Annotated in this window: 23 protein-coding genes; 12 read left to right on the forward strand and 11 right to left on the reverse strand. The window is 39.0% G+C overall.

The genetic code is table 11. From position 1 onward, the window contains the following. The first annotated feature begins 161 nt into the window (after positions 1 to 161). From FAX86_RS16430 to FAX86_RS16460, 7 genes are all read left to right on the forward strand, one after another. Positions 162 to 548 (forward strand): BlaI/MecI/CopY family transcriptional regulator, encoded by a 387-nt coding sequence (locus tag FAX86_RS16430; protein ID WP_144394557.1) that lies wholly within the window; start codon positions 162 to 164, stop codon positions 546 to 548. Beyond that, positions 545 to 1489 (forward strand): M56 family metallopeptidase, encoded by a 945-nt coding sequence (locus tag FAX86_RS16435; RefSeq protein ID WP_144394558.1) that lies wholly within the window; start codon positions 545 to 547, stop codon positions 1487 to 1489. Before FAX86_RS16430 ends, FAX86_RS16435 begins: the two co-directional genes overlap by 4 nt. Before the next feature lie 71 nt (positions 1490 to 1560). Then, complete coding sequence (locus tag FAX86_RS16440; protein ID WP_144394559.1) at positions 1561 to 1929, forward strand: hypothetical protein; 369 nt, start codon at positions 1561 to 1563, stop codon at positions 1927 to 1929. Beyond that, on the forward strand, positions 1904 to 3478 hold the full coding sequence (locus FAX86_RS16445) for an efflux RND transporter periplasmic adaptor subunit (RefSeq protein WP_164503633.1): 1575 nt from the start codon (positions 1904 to 1906) through the stop codon (positions 3476 to 3478). Before FAX86_RS16440 ends, FAX86_RS16445 begins: the two co-directional genes overlap by 26 nt. 102 nt (positions 3479 to 3580) lie before the next feature. After that, complete coding sequence (locus FAX86_RS16450; RefSeq protein WP_144394561.1) at positions 3581 to 6652, forward strand: efflux RND transporter permease subunit; 3072 nt, start codon at positions 3581 to 3583, stop codon at positions 6650 to 6652. Positions 6653 to 6836: 184 nt separating this feature from the next. After that, positions 6837 to 7070: a hypothetical protein gene (locus tag FAX86_RS16455; RefSeq protein ID WP_144394562.1), complete on the forward strand. Its 234-nt coding sequence runs from the start codon at positions 6837 to 6839 to the stop codon at positions 7068 to 7070. Positions 7071 to 7291: 221 nt separating this feature from the next. After that, positions 7292 to 9112 (forward strand): SLC13 family permease, encoded by a 1821-nt coding sequence (locus FAX86_RS16460; RefSeq protein ID WP_144394563.1) that lies wholly within the window; start codon positions 7292 to 7294, stop codon positions 9110 to 9112. A gap of 526 nt (positions 9113 to 9638) precedes the next feature. On the opposite strand, the gene FAX86_RS22280 is transcribed toward FAX86_RS16460, so the two are convergent. After that, positions 9639 to 9797 (reverse strand): hypothetical protein, encoded by a 159-nt coding sequence (locus tag FAX86_RS22280; protein ID WP_164503634.1) that lies wholly within the window; start codon positions 9795 to 9797, stop codon positions 9639 to 9641. A 721-nt stretch (positions 9798 to 10518) separates the two neighbouring features. On the opposite strand from FAX86_RS22280, the gene FAX86_RS16465 reads away from it, so the two are divergent. The 3 genes from FAX86_RS16465 to FAX86_RS16475 all read left to right on the forward strand — a co-directional run bounded on the left by FAX86_RS16465 (position 10519) and on the right by FAX86_RS16475 (position 14132). Next, the gene (locus FAX86_RS16465; RefSeq protein WP_144394564.1) at positions 10519 to 12165 is read left to right on the forward strand and encodes a hypothetical protein; all 1647 of its coding nucleotides are present in this window, start codon (positions 10519 to 10521) and stop codon (positions 12163 to 12165) included. A gap of 509 nt (positions 12166 to 12674) precedes the next feature. Continuing rightward, positions 12675 to 13163: a hypothetical protein gene (locus tag FAX86_RS16470; RefSeq protein WP_144394565.1), complete on the forward strand. Its 489-nt coding sequence runs from the start codon at positions 12675 to 12677 to the stop codon at positions 13161 to 13163. Between the two features lie 132 nt (positions 13164 to 13295). Beyond that, positions 13296 to 14132 (forward strand): hypothetical protein, encoded by an 837-nt coding sequence (locus tag FAX86_RS16475; protein ID WP_144394566.1) that lies wholly within the window; start codon positions 13296 to 13298, stop codon positions 14130 to 14132. A gap of 194 nt (positions 14133 to 14326) precedes the next feature. Here FAX86_RS16475 and FAX86_RS16480 read toward each other — a convergent pair whose 3' ends face one another. From FAX86_RS16480 to FAX86_RS16495, 4 genes are all read right to left on the reverse strand, one after another. Continuing rightward, complete coding sequence (locus FAX86_RS16480; protein WP_144394567.1) at positions 14327 to 15079, reverse strand: tRNA(His) guanylyltransferase Thg1 family protein; 753 nt, start codon at positions 15077 to 15079, stop codon at positions 14327 to 14329. Further along, positions 15069 to 15515 (reverse strand): AAA family ATPase, encoded by a 447-nt coding sequence (locus FAX86_RS16485; RefSeq protein ID WP_144394568.1) that lies wholly within the window; start codon positions 15513 to 15515, stop codon positions 15069 to 15071. Before FAX86_RS16485 ends, FAX86_RS16480 begins: the two co-directional genes overlap by 11 nt. Positions 15516 to 15525: 10 nt before the next feature. Beyond that, a complete protein-coding gene (locus tag FAX86_RS16490) occupies positions 15526 to 16158 on the reverse strand; it encodes an ATP phosphoribosyltransferase regulatory subunit (protein WP_144394569.1) in 633 nt (210 codons plus the stop codon). A 648-nt stretch (positions 16159 to 16806) separates the two neighbouring features. After that, complete coding sequence (locus FAX86_RS16495) at positions 16807 to 17415, reverse strand: PepSY domain-containing protein (RefSeq protein ID WP_144394570.1); 609 nt, start codon at positions 17413 to 17415, stop codon at positions 16807 to 16809. Positions 17416 to 18139: 724 nt separating this feature from the next. On the opposite strand from FAX86_RS16495, the gene FAX86_RS16500 reads away from it, so the two are divergent. Beyond that, entirely contained in the window at positions 18140 to 18892 is a 753-nt protein-coding gene (locus tag FAX86_RS16500; RefSeq protein ID WP_144394571.1) for a LytR/AlgR family response regulator transcription factor, read from the forward strand. A gap of 50 nt (positions 18893 to 18942) precedes the next feature. Here FAX86_RS16500 and FAX86_RS16505 read toward each other — a convergent pair whose 3' ends face one another. The 4 genes from FAX86_RS16505 to FAX86_RS16515 all read right to left on the reverse strand — a co-directional run bounded on the left by FAX86_RS16505 (position 18943) and on the right by FAX86_RS16515 (position 21375). Continuing rightward, on the reverse strand, positions 18943 to 19743 hold the full coding sequence (locus tag FAX86_RS16505; RefSeq protein ID WP_205859235.1) for a MipA/OmpV family protein: 801 nt from the start codon (positions 19741 to 19743) through the stop codon (positions 18943 to 18945). A gap of 515 nt (positions 19744 to 20258) precedes the next feature. Next, complete coding sequence (locus tag FAX86_RS22285; RefSeq protein ID WP_164503635.1) at positions 20259 to 20429, reverse strand: hypothetical protein; 171 nt, start codon at positions 20427 to 20429, stop codon at positions 20259 to 20261. Between the two features lie 10 nt (positions 20430 to 20439). After that, complete coding sequence (locus FAX86_RS16510) at positions 20440 to 20724, reverse strand: hypothetical protein (RefSeq protein ID WP_144394572.1); 285 nt, start codon at positions 20722 to 20724, stop codon at positions 20440 to 20442. Positions 20725 to 21147: 423 nt separating this feature from the next. Next, a complete protein-coding gene (locus tag FAX86_RS16515) occupies positions 21148 to 21375 on the reverse strand; it encodes a hypothetical protein (protein WP_144394573.1) in 228 nt (75 codons plus the stop codon). Positions 21376 to 22033: 658 nt separating this feature from the next. Between FAX86_RS16515 and FAX86_RS16520 the strand changes: the two genes are divergently transcribed. After that, a complete protein-coding gene (locus tag FAX86_RS16520; protein WP_144394574.1) occupies positions 22034 to 23683 on the forward strand; it encodes a M66 family metalloprotease in 1650 nt (549 codons plus the stop codon). A gap of 191 nt (positions 23684 to 23874) precedes the next feature. Here the strand turns inward: FAX86_RS16520 and FAX86_RS16525 are convergent, their stop codons facing one another. Together FAX86_RS16525 and FAX86_RS16530 are read right to left on the reverse strand one after the other, a co-directional pair. After that, complete coding sequence (locus tag FAX86_RS16525; protein WP_164503636.1) at positions 23875 to 24234, reverse strand: DUF2147 domain-containing protein; 360 nt, start codon at positions 24232 to 24234, stop codon at positions 23875 to 23877. Positions 24235 to 24471: 237 nt separating this feature from the next. Beyond that, positions 24472 to 26391 carry a galactose-binding domain-containing protein gene (locus FAX86_RS16530; RefSeq protein WP_164503637.1) on the reverse strand — a complete coding sequence of 640 codons (1920 nt, stop codon included), beginning with the start codon at positions 26389 to 26391 and terminating at the stop codon, positions 24472 to 24474. Between the last annotated feature and the right edge of the window lie 31 nt (positions 26392 to 26422).

The raw sequence follows: 26422 nt of genomic DNA on the forward strand, positions 1-26422 counted from the left end.
CTGATAATAAAAAGTCTTTTGTAGGCCTCCTATTTTGAGTTGAAAAATCGACCTTATTTTCATAGAGCAATTTTGAGATCCCACCCTTAACTTTAAAAACCGATTGCACCTCGGTTTTTAAATGTTAGTATGGTGATCTGATAAATGACGGGTCGTTAAAAATGGCGCTATCTCCTCACTTGGGTGATCTGGAAGTCAAAGTTTTAGAGTATCTATGGGAGCATTCCCAAGGTACGGCAAAGTCAGTCCATGAACAGCTGAGCGATGAACGTAAAATATCAGTAAACACCGTACAATCTGCACTAGAGCGGTTGTATAGAAAAAATCTTTTATCTCGTCGTAAGCAAAGCCACAGCTACATTTATACTGCCCTTGCATCGAAACAAGCAGTTTTAGGACAGTTAATTAACGACATGTTGGGACGATTTCACTCCGACACTGAACTGAACGTTGCTGCCATCGTCAATGCTGCAGAATCAATTGATCAAAAAGCACTCGACATTCTCGAAGCAGAGATTGAGCGACGACGATCTGAGGGAAATGAATGATGTCGTTTTCGCTTTTTGGTTTACTCGCGTTTGTCGCCTGTGTTACCTGGCTGATAGCAAACAGTGGCGCCTGGCTAATTAACAAATCTAACGATCGCTTCTTCCAGGGTTACAATAAATACTTGGTCTGGTTGTCCGCTTCCCTGCCCGTTTTGTTACCGACAACGTTAATCTTAGTTGTACTTTTTATTGCTTACGGAAAATCTTTTGGTTGGTTAAATGATCATTGTTTAACACATGACTTACACCATCCTCATTTTTGTCTGGCCCATTTTCCCAGTATTTCTTTATCGACACTCAACGCCACATTTATAAGCGGTATAGGTTTACTACTGGCAATAAGTTTATTCGTCAAATTTCTAAAAACGTATTCACGATACCAACGCACGAAGATCATTGCTCGACTGGGAAGAAAACAATCTTCATTGGTTTATTATGAAAGCACAAAACCAATGGCGTTTGCTTTCGGCTTTGTTAATCCCAAAATATACATTTCAAATGCAAATAAGAAATTATTGACCAAAAAAGAGCAACGTATTGTCATTGCCCATGAAGCAGCGCATTTACGAAATAAAGACTCACTTAAAAACATTTTTATGGAATGTTTTTTAACTTTTCATCTATTTTCCAACGCCATTCGAAAAAGATTTCAACTATTAATAGAAATAGACGCGGACCAACAATGCACTAAACGCTTCAAACCGTTCGATGTTGCTCAGCTGCTTATTAAACTGGGTCGATTTTCTAGAACGTCAGAATATCCTATTTCTATTGTCGGCTCACAATTAGAACAACGGATCACCCTGCTCATCGAGACTTCAAGCAATCCCAAAAAGCATTGGATTTATTGCACTTTATTGAGTGTCTTTTTATTACTTATTCCGTTAACGGTTGTAATCAATCATCATGCATTAGAAACAATTGTCGGCTGGCTACTTTAACTGAAGCCGACTTAAAAAATACAGATTACTAAAAAAATCGATTATTTATCATTGACTATTAGGACTAAACAATGAATTACAAGATCTTAACGATTGCTTTATTTTTTGGCTTATGTCTTTCCGCTTGTGATGACCATCACTCTCATGGAGAGGATACTCACACGCATGATGCGAATGATAAAGAGCATGATAATCATCATAGCGATGATAACACTGAGCAACATACCCATGATGACGAGGGCCACTCTCATAATGATGGCAGTCACTCTCATGAATCGGAGAGCCATTCACACGACAATAAACCAAAAACAGAAGTTATCTATGACGATGAATCTGAATTGAATGAATCCAGTCAAAAAAAATTATCAACTGAACATAAAGATGACTCAAACGATGAAGAGCACGAGCACTCTCATGAAGAAAGCGATCATGACCACTAGTCCTGTCAAAAAGCTAACGTTAATATTTGTCTTATCGTTTTTGTACTCTCCAATGGCTATTGCGGGTGGTAATCATCCGCACGGTGCGACTTCTCATAACAAAGACCATACTCATGAAGACAGCGCACCAGCAAACGTAGTGACTCAATATAATGACTATACAGAGCTGTTTGTTGAGTTCCCTCCTCTGGTCATTAATCAGAAAACAACATTTATAACGCATTTTACCCGCTTAAGTGATTTTAAAGCCGTTGATGAAGGTGTACTGGATGTTGTATTGACTAAAAACAATAAAACGGTGGTTCGCTTTCGAGTTCGCGAACCTGCTCGCTCAGGTATTTTTCTTCCAGACGTTACCCCCAATCAGTCCGGACAATTTGGCCTTGTACTTGAACTAAAAACAAATGACTGGATCAGTCGTCACGATTTAGGCCAAATCACTGTATTTGAAAATTCAAAAAATACGCAAATCGAAAAAAACGCGCCAAGCGGCGAAGTATCCTATTTAAAAGAACAGCAATGGCAAAATCCGTTTGCGATTGCTAAAAGTGCCATCATCGAGATGCGGCCTTCTGTTCCTGGATTTGGTACGGTATCGGCACCGCTTAATGAATTCACGGTTATACGAGCCCCCGACGATGGCTATTTCTCGTCAGGAAAAATCATCAGTGCGGGTGAGTCTGTATCAGTTAATGATGCATTGGGAAGTTTGATTCCGCGACTCGGTGAAGATACCGATATTGGAGAATTAATCGTTGACGTTGAGCGTGCCAAATCACGTTTTGAACTGGCGAAAGCTGATGTGAAACGACTTGAAAAATTATTCAACAAAGGTTCGGTTTCGGAGAAACTTTTTCTTGAAGCTCAAAAAGAACGTGATATTGCCGCAGTAGAATTACAAACCACTCAATCTCGGCTTCGACAACGTGCAGGTGGAGTTGAAACAGCAGGCATAAACATCGTCGCCCCAATTCAAGGCGAAGTATTAAGTGTTTATGTACATCCCGGCTCGTTTGTTCGTGAGGGTGATCCTTTGTTTTCTATTGCGGGCAAAAATATGCGTTGGATGAATGTTCAGGTTCCCGAAAAGTTTAGCGGAGAAATTCATAAAGCCACTGGTATATGGTTTGAATTTAAGAGTCAACCATTAGTGCTCGACACAAACAATCAAGCTTCCATCGTTAAAGTAAGCCGCGAAGTAAAACATCCCGCACGAACCGTTGAAGTTGCCGTGGCTTATCCATCTACACTCGGACCTTCTATCATTGGTGTACGCCTGCCAGTTCGAGTATTCGTTGGTGCGCCAGTACAACGGTTAGCTATTCCCGCCTCTGCAATTATTGATGATAACGGACAATCGGTGGTTTATGTACAAGTCGGTGGTGAGTCTTTTGAACGTCGAGTTGTGACTCTTGGTATACGAGACAGTGATTTAGTAGAAGTAACGTCCGGACTATCCCCTGACGAATGGGTTGTGTCTCGCGGAGCTTACTACGTTAAGTTGGCGTCTACCGGTGGTGATGCCATTGGTCACGGTCATGCACATTAATTAATGTGAATAACGTTTCGCTAACAAGTAAGCTTTTTTATAAATAATTGTGTTGCTAAGCTCTCACACATCGAGCTCATTTAAAAAGATAAGCGTAGTTTTATGATCGAAAAAACCATTGACTGGTCGTTAAAAAATCGTTTGCTAATTTTAGCGGCAGCAGTGCTTCTTTTGTTTTGGGGAAGCTGGACCGCGTCCGATACCTCGGTGGACGTGTTTCCTGATCTAACCGCTCCAGTGGTCACTGTAGTAGCCGAAGCCCATGGTATGCCGCCAGTTGATGTTGAACGTCTGATTACTTTCCCGATCGAAACTGCCATGAACGGAGCCAGTGGTGTTCGCCGTGTACGATCAAGTACAGGTGTCGGCATTTCGGTTGTCAATGTCGAGTTCGAATGGGGAACCGACATTTATAAAGCAAGACAAATCGTCTCCGAAAAATTACAAACGACATCGGCCAATTTGCCAAACGATTTACCACCACCCGCTCTTGCTCCTGTTGCTTCGGTGATGGGAGATATTATGTTTATAGCGCTGGTTTCCGATACACACAGTGAGATGGAATTAAAAACGATAGCCGATTGGGTGGTGCGTCGTCGTTTACTAGCGGTACCTGGAATTGCCGAAGTCATACCGAACGGTGGTGAAACAAAGCAGTTTCAGGTGATTGCTTCCCCCGAACGTTTGTCTGCCTATGGCGTATCTCTCGAGCAACTTAAAACAGCCGTTGCAGAATCAAACAACAATGCCGCGGCCGGCTTTATGGTCGAAAACTTGCAGGAATATTTAATTCAGGGACTGGGAAAAGTCGAAACCATCAATGATATCGAGCAAGCCGTTGTGACAACAGTTAATGACTTTCCGGTATTAGTAAGAGACATTGCCGATGTCGTTGTCGGACCTGCACCACGCAGAGGAACCGCGGCTTACAATGCAAAATCAGCTATCGTACTTGGGATTCAGAAACAGCCGAACGTTAATACTTTGAAAGTCACCAAAGAGTTAGACGAGGTTATTGAGAAACTTCAGTTAACACTTCCTGAAGGTATGCGCATCGAAACTAATGTGTTTCGTCAATCTAACTTTATTAATACCGCGATTGATAATCTTGTTGTGGCATTGAGAGACGGAGCAATACTGGTTATCGCCATCATGTTTGTCTTTTTATTAAGTGTTCGTGCAACCGGTATAGCGCTGTTAGCTATACCATTGTCGGTGCTTACCGCGATTTTAACCATCAAATGGTTAGGTGGCAGTTTGAATACCATGACACTCGGGGGGCTTGCCATTGCTATGGGAGCGTTGGTTGATGATGCAATTATTGTTGTCGAGAATATTGTCCGGCGACTCCGAGAAAATACACAATCGAGCGATAAAAAGCCGGTATATCAAATTATTTTAACAGCCACCCGTGAAATTCAAAGCTCGATCGTATTCGCAACGTTAATCATCATTCTAGTATTCATTCCCCTTTTCTTTTTGACCGGCGTCGAGGGACGTCTATTGCAACCACTGGGTTTTGCCTACATTGTCGCTTTAGCGGCATCATTATTTGTCGCGTTAACCGTTACTCCGGTGTTGTGTTTTTATTTACTTCCCAAAAGTAAAACCGTCTTTAACAGACATGATTCGAAGCTAACTTCAGGCCTTAAACGATTTTATCGACCCTGGCTTTCATTTACATTAAAACGTAGTGGCATTGTTATCACGATTGCTGGCGTTTTACTTCTGGCGTCCGTTGCCGTATTTCTTCAGTTTGGACGTGGATTTTTACCAGAGTTTAACGAAGGGAGTTTGACTATTAGTGTTGTAACGTTACCAGGCACTTCGTTAGAAACATCTGATGAGATTGGGCAACGCGCAGAAACCATTTTACTCAATGAGCCCGAAGTTATTGCTACGGCCAGGCGTACCGGTCGCGCTGAACGCGATCCACATGCTCAGCAGGTATTTTCTTCTGAAATTGAAGTAACATTGAAAATGCAGGAACGGTCAAAGGCAGAATTATTATCGTCATTGCGACAGAAGTTTGCGGCTATACCAGGTACCAATGTTGTTATTGGACAGCCCATCTCACATCGAATCGATCATATGTTATCCGGAACACGCGCCAATATCGCCATTAAATTGTTTGGCGACGATCTTGCAGAGCTTCGAAAACTGGGAACACAAATTGAAGGTCTAGTGCAAGAGGTACCAGGTGCCGTTGATGTTGCAGTGGAACAACAAAGCGAAATTCCCTTTTTACAGGTTAAGTTTGATCGGCCAGCACTCGCCAATTACGGCTTGTCGGTACACGATGCCGCAGAGATTGTAGAAACAGCATTTAATGGCACTGCGGTTAGTACCGTGCTCGATGGACAAGCAAGTTTCGACTTGGTCGTCAAATTTTCGGGCGTTAATAAAGAATCGGAAGCATCCATTAAAGAGACATTAGTGACGTTAAATAATGGTGCTATTGTTCCTATACAGGCTTTCGCTGAAATTAAAAAGCAGCGTGGCCCCAATACTATTTCACGTGAAAACGTGCAACGAAAGCTCGTGGTTATGGCCAACGTCGCAGAACGAGACCTGATAAGTGTTGTTAATGATATACAAACGACTATTGATAATAATATTGATTTGCCGACCGGCTACTTTATTGAATATGGCGGCCAGTTTGAGAGTGCTCAAAGTGCCGGCAGCCAATTATTAATTCTTGGTATCGTAGTGATTATTGGTATTTTCTTTTTATTGATCACGGCGTTCAACTCTACTAAAGATGCTTTTTTAATCATGCTCAACCTACCGCTGGCATTGATTGGCGGTGTTGCCGGTGTTTGGATAATCGGAGGGAATCTCACTATTGCGGCTGTCATTGGCTTTATTACGTTATTTGGAATTGCAACGCGGAATGGCGTGATTTTGGTCGACCATATCAAACATTTATTGGCTGAGGGACAAGCCCTCAAAGACGCAGTTGTTCAAGGTTCTGAAGAACGATTAATACCGATATTAATGACCGCGCTGGCTACCGCTTTAGCGCTTATTCCATTGGCTCTTGCCTCCGGTGAGCCTGGGAGTGAAATTCAGGCGCCGATGGCGGTGGTAATTTTATTCGGCTTAATCAGTTCGACCTTTCTTAACATGATTGTTGTTCCAACTTTGTATTTTCGATTCACGCGAGACCAGTAAATTAATCCGGATATATTTCAAATATTCAATCTCGTTAGTGTTGGTGTTACCGTTAGTGTTACCGTTGGTGTTGGTTTAACGGTTGGTCTCGGTATTACTATTGTTGCAGTTATTAAAAGTGGACTTGGTTTATATTTAATTATTCGTTATCGTCTCCAATACGTTTTAACAAGAGGAGTTACTCATGTCCGAACACAAATGGAACGACACCTTACAGAATCCTCCAACAGGCGAACCAAGATTTCTTAAAGTCTACAACCCATCTCAAGATCGCGAGTTCTACACCTCATTTAAAAATAATGCCTTCACCGAACTAGGGGGCGAAGACCTATATTGTTCATTTTCTAATATTGAAAGATGGCGAGAAATTAGCGCTGAAGAAGCTCAGGAGTTGACTGATAGAATTAAAGACATGTGAGAATTATAGCAGACCTCAAATTTAATAAGGAGACACTCTAGTGAGAATTTGGTGGCGCATATGTGACCAGTTTTCCTGCGGTACCAGACGTAGGGTTCATTACCTCGTATTAATCTAACTTAAATAAAATCTATGCCATACTATAGTGACTTTTATGGAGTATCTCATTGACTTGGTAGCTCACATTATTATTATTAAAGTTAACAACCTTGGACTTTTAAATGACGGTTGAAATTGCGATTGTCTTTTTTGTAATAGCCATTGCTCTGTATCTTTTCGCAACCGAAAAGTTTCCGTTGGACGTTACCGCCCTGCTCATCCTGACCATTCTCATGATAATTCCCTTAGTCGGACATTCTTCGTGGCTGTTGGATAAGGGTATCGATTTAAAGTCTGCCTTTCCTACCGTGAGTGAAGGTCTTAGTGGACTTTCCAGCACTGCAACGGTAACTGTGTTAGCCATGTTTATTCTTTCCGCGAGTATACAACGCTCGGGTTTGATTCACCTCTTAGGTAAAAAGCTATTTCCTTTGGTCGGAAACTCAGAGGTGCGCATGATGCTAATCATTGGATTATTGGTTGGCTTTTTATCGGGCTTTATCAACAACACAGCCGCCGTTGCAGTTACCATTCCTTTGGTTCTGGATATGTGCAAACGATTAAAGATGCAAGCATCCCGCATGCTCATTCCTGTCAGTTTTTTTGGTATGTTGGGCGGGACACTTACACTGATTGGAACATCAACTAATATTTTAGCGTCGGCAATTCTTAAAGACCAACCAGAATTTGGCCGCGAAATTCAGATGTTTGAATTTACCCATTTAGGCTTAATCGTACTCGGTATCGGAATGATTTATTTTCTAACAATTGGTCGATTATTACTGCCTAAAAAAGATCGTATTAAATTGCACGATGAAGGCGCCGCACATTTTTTAGTGGAACTCAAAGTTCCTGAAGGAAGTAAGCTTGTCGACCAATCACTGGCAGAGTCGGAATTCGCAAAGCGTTCTCATGTCGAAATAATAAAAGTCTTTCGTAAAGACAAAAGTCATATTAAACGTCCTCAAGCAGTTATCATTAAACCTGGCGACATTATACAAATACGAGCCCAAATACGTCAGTTACATGATCTGATTAAAGGTAATGACGTGGATATCCTGTCCGAGACGGATCACTCACGCAAAGCTCGAAGTGATGGTCAACTGGTTAGAGTACTGCTGCGCGATCGCCAACGTTTTAGTGGTCGAAAAGCAAGCGACGTTGGCTTTTGGGCAAAAGATCAAGCTCGCTTAATAGGCCTGGAAACAAAGGAACTTAAGGAAAGATATTTGTGCGACGAGAAGCTCCATGTAGGAGAAGTTGCTTTACTTCAACTATCAAACACATCGCTGAGTAAATTACGAAGGCAACCCGACGTTATTTTACTCGAAGAGTACGAAGATAATTTTGACAGCAAACGCATGGTTCTTGCGGGCGGAATTGTGTCTGCAGTTGTACTGAGTGCCGCGCTTACACCATTACCTATTGTTGTTACCGCACTAGTTGGTGTAATCGCTATGGTTCTTTGTGGTTGTATTAACAAACATGATATCTACTCAGGTGTATCTTGGGATGTCATCTTCTTGCTAGCGGGTGTCATACCTTTGGGTATTGCCATGACCAAATCCGGTGGTGCTGAGTGGTTAGGCGGCTTATTAGCCGTTGTTGCTTCCGAATGGCATCCAATCATCGTCTTAATGGCTCTTTATACCGTAACGACATTACTCACTGAAATGGTCAGCAATAATGCTTCCGTTGTAATTCTAGTACCAATCGCAATAGCCCTGGCGCAAAGTCTCGGCATTGAAATTTTACCCATGGTATTGGTTGTTATGTTTGCAGCCTCAACCAGCTTCTTGTCACCTATTGGTTACCAAACGAATACGATGATTTATGGCACCAACTTATACCGCTTTACTGATTTCGCTAAGGTAGGTGCTCCGCTTAATGTGCTACTTATGATTGTCACAAGTTTTGGGCTTTATACTTTTTGGATTGCTTAATCATGAGCAAGTCGACGTTCAACAAGCAATATGTTACTCAACTTTTTCGGTATAAAATAAGACAAATATTTAACCAAACTTTAGCTAGAGTAGTTTTGCGCTACAATACGTTTAATATGAGGATAGATAAGTTTTCTTCTTTTTGAACTTGTTGCCAAAAGTAATATGAAAGAAAACCATAGCGTTAACCAAACGCTTGTCCACTTAAAGCCAACCAAACGAAAGAGTATTAGCTTTACCAAAAGACCAACTAATGAAAATAGGATGTGAAATATTTTGTTTTTCGAAAAAACAGACCCTACCTCAATCGTTGATTGATCAACAACTCGAAACTGCGCTGCTTCACTTAAACCTCGCAACTCAGGAAGATGTTAAAAGGCATCATATTTTAAAAAGCTCAACTAACGCACTCTCTAAATATTAATTATTGATCGAATATAAACGAAGTAAGTTCACAAGGCCACTTCTCTTCGAGAGGTTATAAGTTTAGAGACATTAATCGGACGCCTCTCAGTTATAAACATAATCAGGTCATTGCAATGTTTACCATTTTAGCTGCCAGCATAAAAAGAACTCCGCAGACTAGACCTATTATGGTCGCTTTAATTACTGCCTGCTTTTTATTTCCATCAGTGGATTTAGTATTGTCTTCAATTTCTATGGGCTGATCGGGTTTGCTTGTCATAGTTGTCCTTCTTAAATTTCTTAATTAGTTGTCATTGATTACGAATGTTAGAAGCGATTCTCAACAACATAACTATTCAATAGTGAAATCGACCGTCTCGCTGTCGGCAAACATTTTAATTATCTCGATAGTTAATTTACGGCTTTATAAAACCTAACCCCTCATACAAATCTCATTTTGCAACTTATTCGTAAAATAAACAGCTAAAAGTAACTTTTTCGAGAAGCTGCTAGATATTGCATGTTTGATTTCCCAAGCGCAATTTATCGACGTGTACAACATTGCTACCTTACATGCTCGCTCTATCAAAACACTTTATTAGTTGAGTGTTTATGATTCTTTTAAAGAAGTTAATAACCTAAAATGATTAGTTAATTATTTTTATTACGGTTTATAGCCTTGTTTCTCGCTCTCTTATTTTAAGCTTTATACTCACAACCAAGTTGTTGAATAAATCATTCATCGTCTCCTTAACTATCACAACTGAAAAATCTCTTTTTGTTAACTTTAGATTCACAACGATATCAAGCATCTCAAATTTTTTGAATTCGTTTTCAGTGTAATTAAATATGTTAATAATGTGACATGTTTCATCCCGTATGATAGCCATCGATTTAATACTCGAAAAAAAATTTATGATTAGCTAGTATCCAGTTGGATCTTATTTGATCTATACGACACAGACATTAACCAACTAATTAAAAAAAGAGATAAAGTTAATATGAATTTTCAGGAAATGAAAAAGAGGATGTGTGTAGTTATCGGTGGCTTAGGCCTTGCGCTGTTGGGCAGCACTGGTATGGCGAGCAATGTCCAAATTGATGAGTCCAAAGTTCAAATTCTACAAGAGTCGAAGGGCTGGCAGTTGATGGATGTGCAAAATGCGGATCTTTCGCTTCAGGCCGATGAAAAAACTTTTTCCAGAGTTTATCTCATTAGCTCTTTAGAAGGTATTGAAAGCGCACCAATCGATGCAGCCATTAAAAAAGAATTGGTTTTAGCGCATCAACAAGCCCTAAAAAATGATGAAGAATTTTTTGTTGCCATTAATGCTGATGTTGCCGAGCAAGGATTAACAGCTCTGCAGGAACAAGATGGCAATTTTATGTTTCCGTGTAAACCAGGTTGGGTTGAGGAGAGTGAATCTTTTCCACGAGACTTTGCTTTTGCCGATAGCCGCGAGTTTACAATTGACTTACCCATTGAAGGTCAAGATTCGGCTTACATTCGAACAATTGCCGATGTTAACTTGAGTGGTATGGCTGAGTTCACAGCTTTTTATGAAGTTAAGAGAAGCTGGTTATGCGTGCCTTACATGTTCCGCTATGTCCGAAGTGAAGTCCGCGCCAGTGCCGACCTACACCGCGCCGGTTTTAACATAGAAGGTGAAATAGCTGCTGATTTTAATCGCGTATTTGAAAGCGAAATGATTAAGCTCATTGATCAAAGCTGGAATTTCATGGTGGGTCCAATTCCTGTGGTATTCAATATCGAAGCTCCTTTGTCAGTAGGATTAGAAACTCATGCGCAACACCGCGAAAGTTTTTCGATGGATGCCGCTATTAATGGTCGCTTGTCAGCCCGTATTAGTTGTGCGCCGGGAAGTGATTGTGAAGAAGAGCATGATTTTAATTTTCAATACATTGGCGATGGCCCTTACATCGATGCTAATGCGCAAGCAGCAGCACGACCTTATCTTGATTTAAAAGTAGAGGGTTCTCTTTATAACAGTTCTGCGATTGGCGCTTGGGCCTCAGCGCAGCCTTACATTACTGCTAAAGCCTGGGGTTATGCAGGTAACACTTGCGGTGATGCTGATCGCGATGGCGTTAATGAAAATGTCTATGGAGCAACCTTAGACGCAGGTGCAGGACTGCATCTCTTTGCCGGTTATGACTTGCTAAATATTGGCGATGTTTTCCCCATCGCTGAAGATTTATTGGACTATATTTGGTGGGATTACGAATTAGAAGGCAAGTACGCAGAATCTTTTTATCACCACCTTCTCTTTACTGATCTACTTGGTAACTCAACGGTACTTAATCCCGTGATGAAAAGTGAGATCAATGATAAACAAGTTAGGCTGAACTACGGCATGCGTGCTTGTTTACCTTTTGTTGATGCATTACAAATGACGGTTGACTGGGGTGACGGTACGGTTCAAAAAATGGATTATAACTTAAGAGGTATGGACGCGCTTGTCCATGAATACGATAGTCCCGGTGTTTACACTGTGGTGGTCAGCGCTGGCACTGACGCTTTAGGTCGGGAATATAATCGGTCTAGCAGTATGGAAGTAGCCATTGTAGAACGTAAAACCTTTTGGAATTGGTGGTCACGATTCTTAACCTGGTTAGGCTGGAAATAAATTATAAGCAATATTAGCATGGCTAACTCGCTTACATTTACGGCGGGTTGTCATGCTTTCTCCTAAGTATTCATCAATGACTGCTCAACGCTTTTCGGCAAAATTATTTGGCATTAATGGTACATTTTGTAAGCGACTTTACCTATCAAAGTTAACTGAACACATACGAAAGTATAGACAACTGCGACTTGCCACCTAAACGCTGCATCCTTATTTTGGTTCTATTATTTTTAATAAACGTCTTTCTCTGGATCATGTTAATCGTTTAGCGCACACCTGTACTGCCTTTTCCTCAATCAACAATTGCTTTTAAGTCTCATATAATTTGCAAAACAAACTCGATAATGTCGGTCTAAATCAACCGAAATAAGCCTGATTTAGAATTTATGCGAAACATTTGATACTTAGGAACAAACCTATACCGCGCTTCTAATGTAGGGTGTCACACGAACGTACGAACATAACACTAATAATACGTACGATAATAACTCTAATAAAAGGAAACATTCATGAACCTACTAAAAAAATCAATCACTGGTGTATTACTAGCTGCGGCCATGGGATCGTCAGTAGCGGCAAATGCAGCCTGCTCTAATCCTGTTGAGAAATTAAGCAGAATTATTAACTGTATCGACGTAGAAAATGCTTTCTGCGCTGCAAGTGGTTATGACACATGGAGATTTAGAAAATTTCATAATGGTGTCGATACCAACACTAATAACTTCTTACTAACGACAATTGGTTGGCTCACAACCTTTAACTTCATCGGTTTTGAGTTTGATATTGAGCGTATGGAAGAAAACGAAGACGGTACTGTTGATTTTGACTATTACGAATACGTACGTTTTCCTGATGGTGAAATCATTACTCAATATGAGAAGGCGGTAGTACACTTTAACAACCGTTGTCGCATGACATTGTGGGATCAAACCGGTGATCAAGCTGAGCAAGATGCCGTTGACGAAAAAACGAAAGAATTATTCCCTTGGTTTAATTAATAAACCTTCGTTGGAATAGCAGATATCGCCTGACTCTAAAGTCAGGCGAGCTTAAAAAATGTTCTAAAAATCGATGATTCAAACCGAATGTTGCCAAGACTTAGGGTCTTACATTGAAGTAGAGGTTAACGCTTGAACAAACGAAGCATTTTAATGGTTGTAACTATCACGTTAGTAACGGCGTTCTATTTTATTTCCCAAGTAGGAACAAAAGAAGACACGGGCTCTAAAGAAACTTACGTGGCTGTGACATCTAAAGACACGCAAGTCGATCCCAAGCTTATCAACAATGATACAACGCGTCATATAGAGCCGGTAACGAAAAACAGCAAGCATAATACAAGCGATCCTATTGAAGCGACTTCAAATGAGTATGACCATCGCAAAACTCTTGCTAAAGCAAACGAATTACAAAAGAATTTGATCCAACTCGGATATTTCATTCCTCCAGACTTTGTCGCTGCATACGAAAGCTACTCTGAAGATACATTACTTCAAATGTCAGAACATGGTGATATGGTTGCCATAAAAGCGTTACAAAATCGGTATGCTAAAGCAGAAAACTGGGAAGCCTTTCGGAACATGCAAGAAGAAGCTGTACGCCAGGGTTCCATTCAAGATATTGCCGACTTACACGATATCGAGTTTGCAAAGTATTCGGGGGAAGATTCCAGAGACAGTTTAATAAAATCTGCAGCTTATGCTGAGTTAGGTGGACTACGAGGATCGAATGTCTCTGTATATCAAGCGATCACTAATTTTAATGACAATGGCGTAGAATTCTCCCCTTCTGAATTAGCTCAAATCAGCCAAATGGCTAAAGACATGCTTAATCAAATCAATGTCGAGCGACGCAATAGAGGCAAAGATGCGCTGGGACAAATTGATGATTCTCAGTTGATCAACAGTGCACCAGAATCTTCTCTAAGTGGTTGGGGCTCAGAATTTGTTGCAATCCGTCAGGACTAGTTAACTCACCACTTTCAACAAAGTTATACTTTAATCTAAAAAGGTTCTCTGTCGGAAGCGGTGAAAAAACTAGTAATAAGTCTTGTACTGATCAACTACAACCAAATAAAAACTTGTCATTTCATATTAAAACTACAAAGAATATTTAATCTCAAGTTTTCATAAGTTTAATTTAATAAAGCTCACTTTTTTGCTTACATAAATCTCGCGACAAATTGGTTGTAACTGTCTTTAAATGGAATGTCTAAGTCCACTTTAATCCGATTACGAATTGCTACCGTAGGCTCCTGAGTGATAGGGTTCACGGCATTTTTCTTGTATGCCTCCCAATAAATACCAACACCACGCTTTTGCCAGTTAGGAATTTCATTAAAATTGACTCCGCGTTGAAAAAGGAACTCGTTTTTCTCTGCAACTGACTTGTTTAACAATAGACTTGATGCATCTGTTGGATTTAACCCTTCTTCACGAAGCGTCCAATAACAATACGCATTTAAACAATTTCTGGAAGCATCTTCATTGCGCCATCGAAAGTAATCAGCAACTAATGCTTGATTCGGAAGCTGGCTGATTCGACAATCAAATACCCCAGGCTTTCCTAACATCAAACTAAATCTTGCGCTGGCTTCTCCAGCTAAAATTGAGTTAAATTTGCGGTCTTTACGACCGAACGCATTTTCATTGAGGTCGAACAATAACGAGATTTCATCACTTTGAGTGTATCCATAGTTAACTTTAAATCCGCACTGCATGAGGTGTTTAACCGTCTCGATCATCAAGTCTCTAAACCTTATGTCATAAGGAGCTTCGAACTGCATTGTGTCCTTAGTTAGTTTGGTAAAACATCGTCCGTCAATTCGTGCGACCATGTAAACACCAGGAAGAACGCACGAATCACTGTTTGTTTCATAGGTTCTCATTTTTGTATCTAATTCTTTAAATTTCATTTTTCCAATCTTCTATATTAAATCCGTTACTAGTTATGCTAACTGCATAGAGACGGTCAAATCCTTCGACTAAACTTGGGTATTCAAATTTGTTCCTCGTAGCTCTGATGGCTATATCGGGAATGCGCTCTTTACCTTTTCTCACGTTGTTACGTTGTAGGCACTCTGTAATCCCTGAAATAAAGCAATAGCCTGTCACCTTAAAGTCATACGCTTTAAAAGCTTCTATATACCTAGCTCGCTCTCTCTTCGTTGGATTAGTATTATCGATAACGCAGGACGTTTTCGAATCCAAGCAAGCATTAAAAAGAATACACTCTCTATTCCGGCTTTTTAGTGAGTCCAAATTTAGTCGAAGGTGAGTTTTATAAAACTGTTGTAAATAAAACGTCGATTTTCCGCTGGCCTGTATTCCCATAAAAATAATTCCTTCCATTATTTACTCCTTATTTACAAAGCATGAGTCGGTCGAAACCAATGGCAAAACCGATGCCTTGTTGATATCGACCACCACCGACAACTTGTTTTTGTGCGCCTAATTGAGGGACACGAATTTCAAATCCATCTTCCGTGTAGTAGTTAAGCCCACGCTTTGCCGAAATACAGGTATCAAATTCCTGCGTTTTCAATGAAGCCATTGACTCGGCTAAAGCAATGAGCTCTTGCTTTACACCATCTGAAGAGGGATTAATGACTTCTAATCCAAACTGAAAAAACTCTCGATATCTTCCTTCTTGTGGCTTTTCATAACGCCAACAAGGCTCAAAATACCAGAGTCTAACGTCTTTATTTCGTCTAAAGTGCTTATCTGCTAAGAGCTGAATGGTTGCCGTTGCTTCTGGCCTGAGGCAAATACTTCTGCCCTTTTTGTCCTTAAATTCATACATTTGCGATAGTATTTCTTTGCCCGCCTTATTTACATATATTGAGCTTGGCTCAATACTAGGCAAGATGATCTCGTTAAATCCATTTAGCTCAGAAATGCGAATTAATTTATTGAGCAGACTCCTTCTTTTGTTGGATTCTTCACCAGAAATTATCCGAACGCCTCTGGCCAAAGCATCTATCTTGAGTTCCATTACATAACCTCATTTACTTAAAAAACAAAAAAGCCCTCGCAGTCAGGCTGGGAGGGCTTTCTTAGTAAACGGGCTAAATAATTTTACTTAAGCACTAGCTCTCCCAGCCATCGATGTGACTGTCCGTGAGCGTGCATTTGATAAGTAAATTCAATATTCATAATTGCAAATATATCTTTAGTTTTACAGTAAAGTCAACGGTAAGATTATGCGTGTTTCTCTTTTCTTAAGTTGCTCCATGCATTCTCACAGGAACACCTAAATTATGAAATCCAAAGATAAAGCGTATTTTTGATGATAATAAATTTACGAAACTTGCTCAATTCTTAGGACTTCACTCTATAACAGCTGCTCAACATTACTCTGTTAAAGACGATTTACCACCACTCAAAATATTCATTATCAAAAAAATTCATATATGGCATTTTACATGCTTAATCAATATCGAACGGCGCAACAGAGGCAATGATCCGATCGGACAAATTGATGGCACTCAATTTTAACCGTGAACCAGATGCTTCTTTAAGTGGTTGGTGCTCGGAGTATGTTGCGAGCCGACAAGACCAGTTAATTCACCAGGATTCGCAACTCAGCTTTTAACTTCATCCTCTGTGTCGATAACATCAAATATAGATTTTTAATTATCTATCACACTCTCTGTTTTCGTGCCAGTAAAAAGAGCCTCATTCCGAGTATTGATAAAGTCACCAAGAAAAATAATCCGACGATTCCTAATACTTGGTTAACAATACTCCAAGGTGTCCACTGCAAATAATGGATCTTGTAAATTAAATTGATAAGATCGGTATCTTCGCCTTTTTGACGCAATTTAAGTGTTTCCCAGTTGAGCGATATTCGAACACCGGTACTGGTCATTGCCTTATTATCAACCCACTGCTCTATCTCGCCATACCGAGCTTTATTGTGAGCTATTGCATCATCGATCAGGAGAGCCAATTCTTCGCTAGAAGGCTTAGCCCTTGGCTCAAGAGTAGACGCATTTAGATGTATTGTTTTTTCATTGCTTTTTACCAATAAATGGAAACCGAGAATTGTCTTAACTAACCTCACCTCTTGCCAATTTGAATTAGATGGAATAGTGAAGCTTTTATCAATTGGATAGGTCTTAACATTCAACATTTCATAAGCCCCTTGATAGCCAGGCTTAATAAAAAAGATCGTTCCTGTGACAGCCCAACAAATAAGTGGCAGTAGCATGAACAACCCCACTGACCGATGAAATTTTTGGCTTTTCATATCAAAGTATTTCCTTTAAAAAGAACTTGTCAAAACTTGTATTAAGATAGAGGGCGTCATTCTATTGAAACTAAGCTTAAAAATAAATTATTCTCGAGTCGCTCGTCTTAAAGAAACAAAAAATCCGACGGACAGGTCGGCGATTTTAGCCTAATCAAGCTCGGTAGAGTCCAATTGAATAAAATGCACTCATGCTCAACTAAATAATAAACAATCGCAGTAAGGATGTTCATTACTATACTTAGGCAAGCGCTCTAAGCTTTGCGCAAACAGTTAGATGAAAGAGGGTTATTTTTAGATCGTATTCTGCTAAATAATGAAACACCCTATTTAGATTGTTCGAGAAACTCTTTTTTCAACTCAACGGTGTCAGTAATACGTTCACCAATGGTAAAACTCACTAGATAATGTAGTTGGATAGAGTTAAAAGAATAGAAACTCTGTATTGCTATGTTCAATTTATCAAAATACTTTTTGAATTGGGAACTGAGTGAATGAAAGGAGTGTATTCGCTTGCTGACACCCGACATTATCGCAAAACGACTTTAGCTAAGGCCACCCTATTTCCGAATCACTTTGTTATGTTTTAAATTACTTAGAGTTAATAATAAGAATGAAGCGAAATTTGCGATTGAAATCTTTAAGCTCTAAATCCATAATTGAGTTATAATTGAACTAAGTGAATGGCAATATTATACCGCTCAAATGAAATAGAGACTCTAAAATGACTGTTAAACGAGTGATGATCATAGATGATGAAAGCGCTGCTCGAGAAAATTTAAGAGCCGTTATCGATAAGTTCAATCAGTTAGAAGTTATTGCGGAAGTTAGCGATGGAGAATCTGCAATCAAGGAAATTGAGCGTCTTAAACCTGACCTTGTATTTCTCGATATAGAAATGCCTAACTTAGATGGTTTTAATGTCGCACAAAAAACTAGCTATTTAAGCTATCAGTTAGTGTTTGTAACAGCATACGAAAAGTATGCTTTGGATGCCTTTGGTACTAATGCAATTGATTATTTATTAAAACCAGTACGACCAGAATTGCTAGAAAAATGTATTAATAAAATTCTTCATCATGAAGAAATTGTACTTGAAAAGTTACAGCTCAAGAATGGTCAGAATAATACGCTAGTTTTGACTGACGGTAATACATCGCGCGTTTTGAACAACGAGGATATTTCTTACATTGAAGGTATTGGACGTTATCGGAGAGTACACCTGACGAAAGAAGGCCAAGTCAATCATAAAATCGAGACAATTATTTCTGATACAACATTAGATGAGTTTGAAAGCCTACTCCCGTCGAGTGAATTTATGAGAGTACATCGGAGTTATATTATTAATATTCAATTAGTTATTAACATCAGAAAAGATAAGAGACGTCACTTTGCGACTTTATCTGACTGTTCAGAAGCGATTCCGATATCAAGAAGTAAACATCCAGCATTGACGTCTATTTTAAATTCACGCTAATCATCAACTGAGTCAATTTATATCTGAACTCTAATGAGTAGCCAGTTCAGCTAAAAGTGCTTAGAAAACATCAACATAATGCTATAACTGCTATCTTTTTCAGTGGTTAGAGGGCTCGCAGTGATGCTTTCATCATAATACATATTATCTATCACGACGCGAGTCAATCCGCCAAAAAATATGGGAGTTGCGATTGCAACACCTACCTTTGAGTTCAGTGCATCTGATCCACTAAAGACTGACCGATCGAAATTAGCTTCATGGCTTTGAACACCATAATAATAATCAACATAATTTTTATCGAGATAGCTCATGCTTACAGATGGCTCAATGAAAATAGGTCCAATCCTTAGCACTTTGCTAAGCCCAAAACTAAACTCATAACCCTCTGAACGCCCTAGTATATCATGCATACCAGATAAGCTCGCTTTCCAGTCATTGTACTCATAACGAATACCAAAACCACCATCAAAGCTAAATTTTCGCTCTTCCATTCCCTCAAATATTTTTCCATCTTCCTCGCTATAGCCATCAAAGCGTGGTGCTAATTTTAATGACAGTGTTAAGTTGTTTAGCTTGTGGGTATCATAGCTCACAAAAGGACCGTATACTTTCAGACGCTTTCCCCTATAGCCAATAATAGGGAGAGGAGTAACACGTTGATCATAATCTTTATAAATCTGCTGATTAAAATTCATTCCTATACCGTACAGAAAACCTCGTGGCTCTACTGAGGCCCGCCGCTCTCCTCGATTATCACTATCAAGCTTTACCTCTTTTGCATAACCAAAATTTATAAAAATCAATAAGTGTACAACACAAATTTTTAGAAAAAACTGTCGAACGTTCACTTAAAATACCTTCCATTACTAGAATACTTTATTGACGCAAAGATAATTAGCGAACCACTTTCACGCGTACGCTGTTTCACTTTGTCAAATTAAAAGATCTGAAATACTTCATAAAAACAAGTAATTACAAAAAGTGTTAGTAGTGTAGGCATTCAAACACCAAGTACACCACAAACCACTAATGCATTGCGGAGTTAACACGTGCGCTAGCAAACTCATTTCTTGACGAGTTGAACCCTTAAAATTCATTCGGGAACTTAAAAATCTCAAATATCATAATAAAACTAAAGACATTACCGAAAATTAAAAAGAGACATATTTTTTTAGTTCCCTAAAGCTTTATCGTCGATGATCATCGTAACTCCGACAAGTAAATAAACCAGTTGTTCTGTTAAAATATACAATACTAAGATTTTGCACCGATAGATTATCTTTATTACTCATAATTTATTTGGGTATTTTAACTTTTAGATCGACTACAACCATTCCAAAGAGATTATATAAAAGATTTATTTTTAAATAATTAAGGTTACTAGCATCGCCAAAGAAACAGAAGTCGTTCCAGCAATGGCTACCACTCTATGACGAAACCTATGATTTACCATAGACAACCCAAAACACATTGCACCCCAAAGAAAAAGCAATAGAGACAATAAGGCTAAAAACACATCGAATAATTGTTCCATTCACTACTCTTCAATACAAGGCTAATCTTTTTAACTCTTTTAATAAAACGGAATACACTTTCATCTTTTTATCAACTTCAAAATATGACTCGAAAGGTCCAATAGTTGACTCGCCATTAACCCGAAAAAACCAACCTGTTTCATTATTAAAAATTAGGTAGCCGTCAGGTACGAGAGTTGAACCATTATTCACAGGACCAAAAGAATTATGTTTCGGAATTTTATTACCACTCAACTCATCTTTATTTAAAGATGAATTGTCAATTTCATCCGTACTTGTTACATCAAATTTCATATTAAACTAACAAATTTCTATTTGTGATTAATTATATCGACGAATAAGATACGGAGATATTTTTCTCGTATGAAAGGTTCCAATTTCAGTACCAAATGGTATTGCTATACCTGCAAATGGCTACTCAGAAAAGTTCAGTTTTTTTTCCATAGAGATAAGCTAATTGAACCGAACAACCTTCTCTTCGAGCGAACGAATAACTTTTCCCTCTTTCATATACTGATCATTTCTTTTTGATACTGTCATGATGCTCATTATTAAAGTTAGGATTACAGTAATGAGCAACACACCCCCTATTATAACTTTTAACTGATTGCTTTGGTTTAACATTCTACATTGCCCATTTCTTATGCATAGATTAATAGAATCAATATTAATTAACGAATTACTATTAACTGAGAAAATATCTTTTGAGCCCTCCTTTCACATTACAGCTCTACTCCATTCCTTAATTTCATTCTCTAATTCAAGAGCTTCACTAAAATTATTAAAGTCAAAGCGAGCTTGTGCCTTTGTTGCAAATGGACCTCGAATCTCACCATTACTTGCTTTATAGAAGTAATCTCCCTGTCTATCGACATGTAGTTGGTTGCTCTGTAACTTGAAGCATTCTTCTTCTAAATCGTGTTTTATTGATTGACTGATATTCATAAATCACCATTAAATATTTCTTTGTGAGATTCATTGTATATATAAAGACCAATACTCTCATGCTCCTGATGTATGAGCTGTACATTACACTGCATGAAATTGCACATTGCGTATCTGGTTTAAAACGCCAACCGTTTCAAGGAGCCATAGGAACTCCTATTTATCTCGGTATTTCAGTATGTTAGAGAGAAAGAGGAGCCATGCTCAGATAAGTCCAAAGTGGTTGTCGAGCCATCCGCACTAGACATATCACATGAATTCACGACTAAATATGCTGTCTAAACTCTTAACAAACTCTGATATCGCTCTTTGGCTAACAAGAAATAAAGCTCATACGAAATTCACTTTGCGTATCTTAATCTCAAAGGCTTCGCTGCAGAGGCGAGATGATTGCGCTATCGACAAGTCATTTCTCCTATAAAAAACGTGAAGATATCCAAGGTTAATGCCATTAAGTGTCAAGCTAAACTCGTTGACTATGTCAATTACCGACCATTTGATACGGCTGGTTGCGCAACTGGTACATATTCCAAAGTTAAATGTGAACTCAATTGAATAACCATATTTCGCTTCGTTATATATTAATAATTAATTGACGTGGCAAATGATTAATTGAATGCCATTACTAAACACATTTAATTTTATATAGAGGTTTCTAGTGATTAAATTAAATAGGAATTACTTTCGACTAATTTCATATTTTCTCTTGTTCAACGCTATTTCGTCACATGCCAGCAATAATGAACTTGTCATAAATGAAGATAGTGAAAAAACATCTATCGATGCCGTATATTTCGGTCAGACTCATGTTCAGAAGCCAGAAGATGAGTATTTTACTTTAGTGAGTAATCGAAAAGCGCTCATTAAAGTACATTTAACGTCTTCAGTAAATTCCATTCAATCGCCTGAAGTAGTAGCGGTTGTAAAATTAAATGGTGACAAGATTAAAATTCCACTAAGCGGTCCCGATATTTTACCCACTCACTTCAATGATACACCTTGTGATGTGAAGCATTCTCATGATGATAGTTTTACAGGGATGATTCCAAAGGAATGGGTTAAACCAGGTATGTCGGTAAAAATCAAAGCGGGTAAATTAAGAAAATTCATTAATTATATAGAAGTTGGTGCGCCTACTGTTCTCAAAATCAATATGTTTGATATGTATAGCTTTCAAGACAATGACAAAGACTTTCCTGACGGCTGGAAAGAAGAGTTTGAAGCTAAATTACCGGTTTCAGATATGATTGTCGAGCGTCAGAAAGTCTTTTTTGACGAAATTGTTTTGATTCCTCGAAATGGTCAACCGGCGAAAAGAGTTTACTCAACAAATGAAACGTCTCGCGGCGAGCAAACCGCAGCAAGGTGGATGAATGCGCTTATGGATGCAGCAGGAACAGCCAGACGTAATCATTTCTATTATGCCAATGTGCATGGTTTGAAAATGAAAAATGCACGTGGAGGTGGTTTTTCTGCGTTAGGTATCGGTGCAGGAGAAGGCTATCTACTCCATGAAATGGGACACGGCCTCTCCCTGGCGCATAGCAGTCAAGGATTTTGGCCCTATAAAGGAACCATGTGTGGTATAGAGTCAGAAAAAAATCATGTTGGGTCTACCTGGTTTTTCAATTTAGATCATGAAAAATTTGTTTCTCCCATCAGTGAACGAACGGGATCATTCAAAACATCACCTATGCTCGGTGGTGGTTTGGGTAAAGAGAAAGAAACTTGGGCACTAACCAATTTGAAACACTACTCAGACTATGAAGTGAATAAAATGCAGAAGTATCTGCAAAAACATATGGTTGTATGGAATAGTGAGCTCAAAAGTTATGCCAGCTGGAATAATGTAGAGAAAGCTTATACAAACTTTGTTAATAATAATGGAGTGTTGTATCCCATTGAGCGGGATGTCGATGTTATTAGTATTCTAACGAGTGTGAGTGCCGTTACTAGCGACGCAAATATCATTTACCCTCCTATCGGATCTTATAAGGCGGGGCTCATTTCATTATTTGATCCTCGTTTCGGATACGATAGAACCTTAGCGGAAGAGAATTTTTGTCCTAAAGAAGGCTGCGATGTGAGTTTAAAGGTTATCCAAGGTGGTGAAAAGAAGTTCATCATGCTCCCTATTTCCTGGGATGACAATGCCGATCCACTCCACAAAGGCAGTCTAAACACAAAAGCGATTAACCTGCGTGCTTCTGATGGAGAGGTGACCAAAGTACAGCTACTCTATACGCCGGATGCAGAACATAATGGATTACCTAAGAAACAAAAAGTTATTACAAAATGGCGCAAGTAAAAAATTGTTAATAGTCAGTATGTCGAGAGGCTGAAAGCCTCTCGAACATACTTATTCATTTTTAGTGAACTAGTTAAGACCAAAAGTAACATTTCAACTTAAAAAGTTAGGATTACCGACTGTTGTCCAAATCGGTAACTGTTACGTCAAGTCTGAACGACTGTATCTACGCAAAACTCAAAGTTTCATGTCTATTTTTTTATCCATTCAACAGACTTACTAAAAGGGCCAACCAATATTGTTATATTCAATTTATTGCCTATTGGTACGAATGTAGCTTCATACCATTCATCACGCTTGGGAACGTATAGTTTTCCTTCCCAACTATCTTCCATTTGTTTTAGCTCTTTTACCATCGGCTTTCCAATTTGTGCTTTAGCGTTATTGGAATAGGTCAATTTTCCGCTGTAGATGCCATTTTGTTGTTCTATTTTTATAATGCTATTTTGCTTACCAACAATCCACTCTCCTAAAATATCTGTTTGTGCAAAACAATTTAAGCTAAGTAAATTAATAATTGACACTGACAATATATTTCTTAAAAACCTCATATTAATCATTTCCTGTTGTTTAAAAATATTTTTTCATTATTTAATAATTAAGTAATTCTATTTTAAGTACGACACTATCTCCACATTGCACGAAATGAAAGGTTCAAATGATGTAATCAACAGGTACCAAAACCATGATCATGATGCATTCGATATTTCGGGGTAAAACGTATGAGCTCGGTAGAGATTGCTGGATACCAATTCTAATAAATGGGTGAAACATTAAATCATCATAAATTACTTATAAATATACAATTTCATAGAAACCAACTCATAGGGCGATGCATCTTTATCGGATGTGTTGATATAGTCAGAACCATTTGACAACAGAATGCCAAAATCGATTGTATTTTCTTCACCCTTGATAATGGATGGCGTAATGTCGATTAAGCTTCCAACGGATACGGCCCCAGGGCACCAACCATTGCGGTTATGATACCAAGTGCCCGCTTGTGGTCTGACAGGGTTGAACTGACAGTCATCTCGCCATTCATTGACGCTGTATATATCACCATTAACAATGGTGTCTTGTCGCATCTGGCAAAACTCCGCACAATTATAGGTATACCCAAAGCCATGACCTGTCGCTAAAAGCTTCACTTTTATCCTCTTAGCATCTGCAGGAATATTTACTCTTACCGGCTTTATACTGTCCTCAAGAGCGGCAGGATCGCCAACATTGATCTTTCTTCTTTCCCAAAGATTGATTATCTGGTCAGCAGCTTTTCTTTCTCCAGGATAAAAAACAAACTTTACCGTGACTACGAATCCGGTATCAACCCAAGTATTGATCCATGACGTGATTATCTTTTTACCGACAAGTTTATTCGCCATTGGGCTAATATCGGTATAGCTGCAAAATCCCTTTCTGTAAGGTGTTATATAACGAGCAATTTCAAAATGATTTAATCTATTCGAATCTTGTGTAGACTCCTTCAAGCCAATGCTTGCTGAACGGTCCCATGGATCGCATTCTTTGTTGGGTGGGCATTCAAGGCGTATCAAAAGACCCAGCTGCTTCCAATATGTCTCTGACGGAAATTCAACTTCAGTTTCAATATCACGTGAGCCTCCTCCATTAAAATTATGAAGAGCTTTATCGAAGGCTGTAATAATAGAAACTTCTTCGGGAAATGAGCTTTCATCGGGACATGGGTACCAGGGTGCGTTTCCAGGAAAGTCATAAGCTTCAACAAATGGACCTTGATAATCGTCTTCAGATACTCCCCATACTTGAGCTTCAGCCAGTGAAAGCGTACCCATTCCGTTAAGTTGTGTACGTACGGAATACACCCCCTCTCCAGTTAAATCAATATCAACCTTCTCCGATACTGTGTCTTGATAGTTCGTACTTTTTATGACACTTCCATTTTTATCAAGCAATTCCACGTTAAAATTTGACAGGCGTTCTCCACAGCAATCAGTACGATTCCATAGGCTAATTTTGTTGATAATTGCACTTCGACCTAAATCGACTTTCCACCAAGGCGATGACTCTTCGAATGTATGAGTAACCGATTTACTTTTAAAGTAATGACCATCCGTATTACCGTCGACAGCACGCGATGAGTACCCCTGATGACTGGTTGACGACTGAACGGTCATCTTATTGAGTGACAAATTTTCTCCACTAGTACCCCACACCTTAACTTCAGCCAGCGACAGAACACCCGACTGATTCAGTTGGACCCGTACTGAATAAACGCCCACGCCAGTTAGATCAATATCGACCTTATTAGGCACTGTTCCAGTATGGTTTTTACTTGCCAATATATTTCCATTTTTATCCAGTAAATCCACGTGAAAGTTTGACAGGCGTTCTCCACAACAATCAGTGCGATTCCAAAGGCTTACCTTATGCACTATATAAGAGTCTCCAAGATCAACCTTCCACCAGGGAGATGACTCGCTTAGTGTGTGCGTCACTGACTTACTTCTAAAATAATGACCGTCAACATTGCCATCTACAGCACGCGAAGGACGTCCTTGATGACTTATTGATGATTGCTCTGTCTTTTTGAACTGTGCAATATTTTCACTGCTACTTTTTTTGTATGAAGCTATCTTTGAAAAGTTCTTATTATCACTTGAGTAACTAAGTGATGTTAGCAGTGATAATGCAATTGCGTACAATTTGATAAGTAAAGCTTTATTCATTCTAACGCTATTATCCATCATATCTTCTTTT

The sequence above is a fragment of the Pleionea sediminis genome, from assembly GCF_007570825.1.
GTDB lineage: Bacteria > Pseudomonadota > Gammaproteobacteria > Enterobacterales > Kangiellaceae > Pleionea > Pleionea sediminis.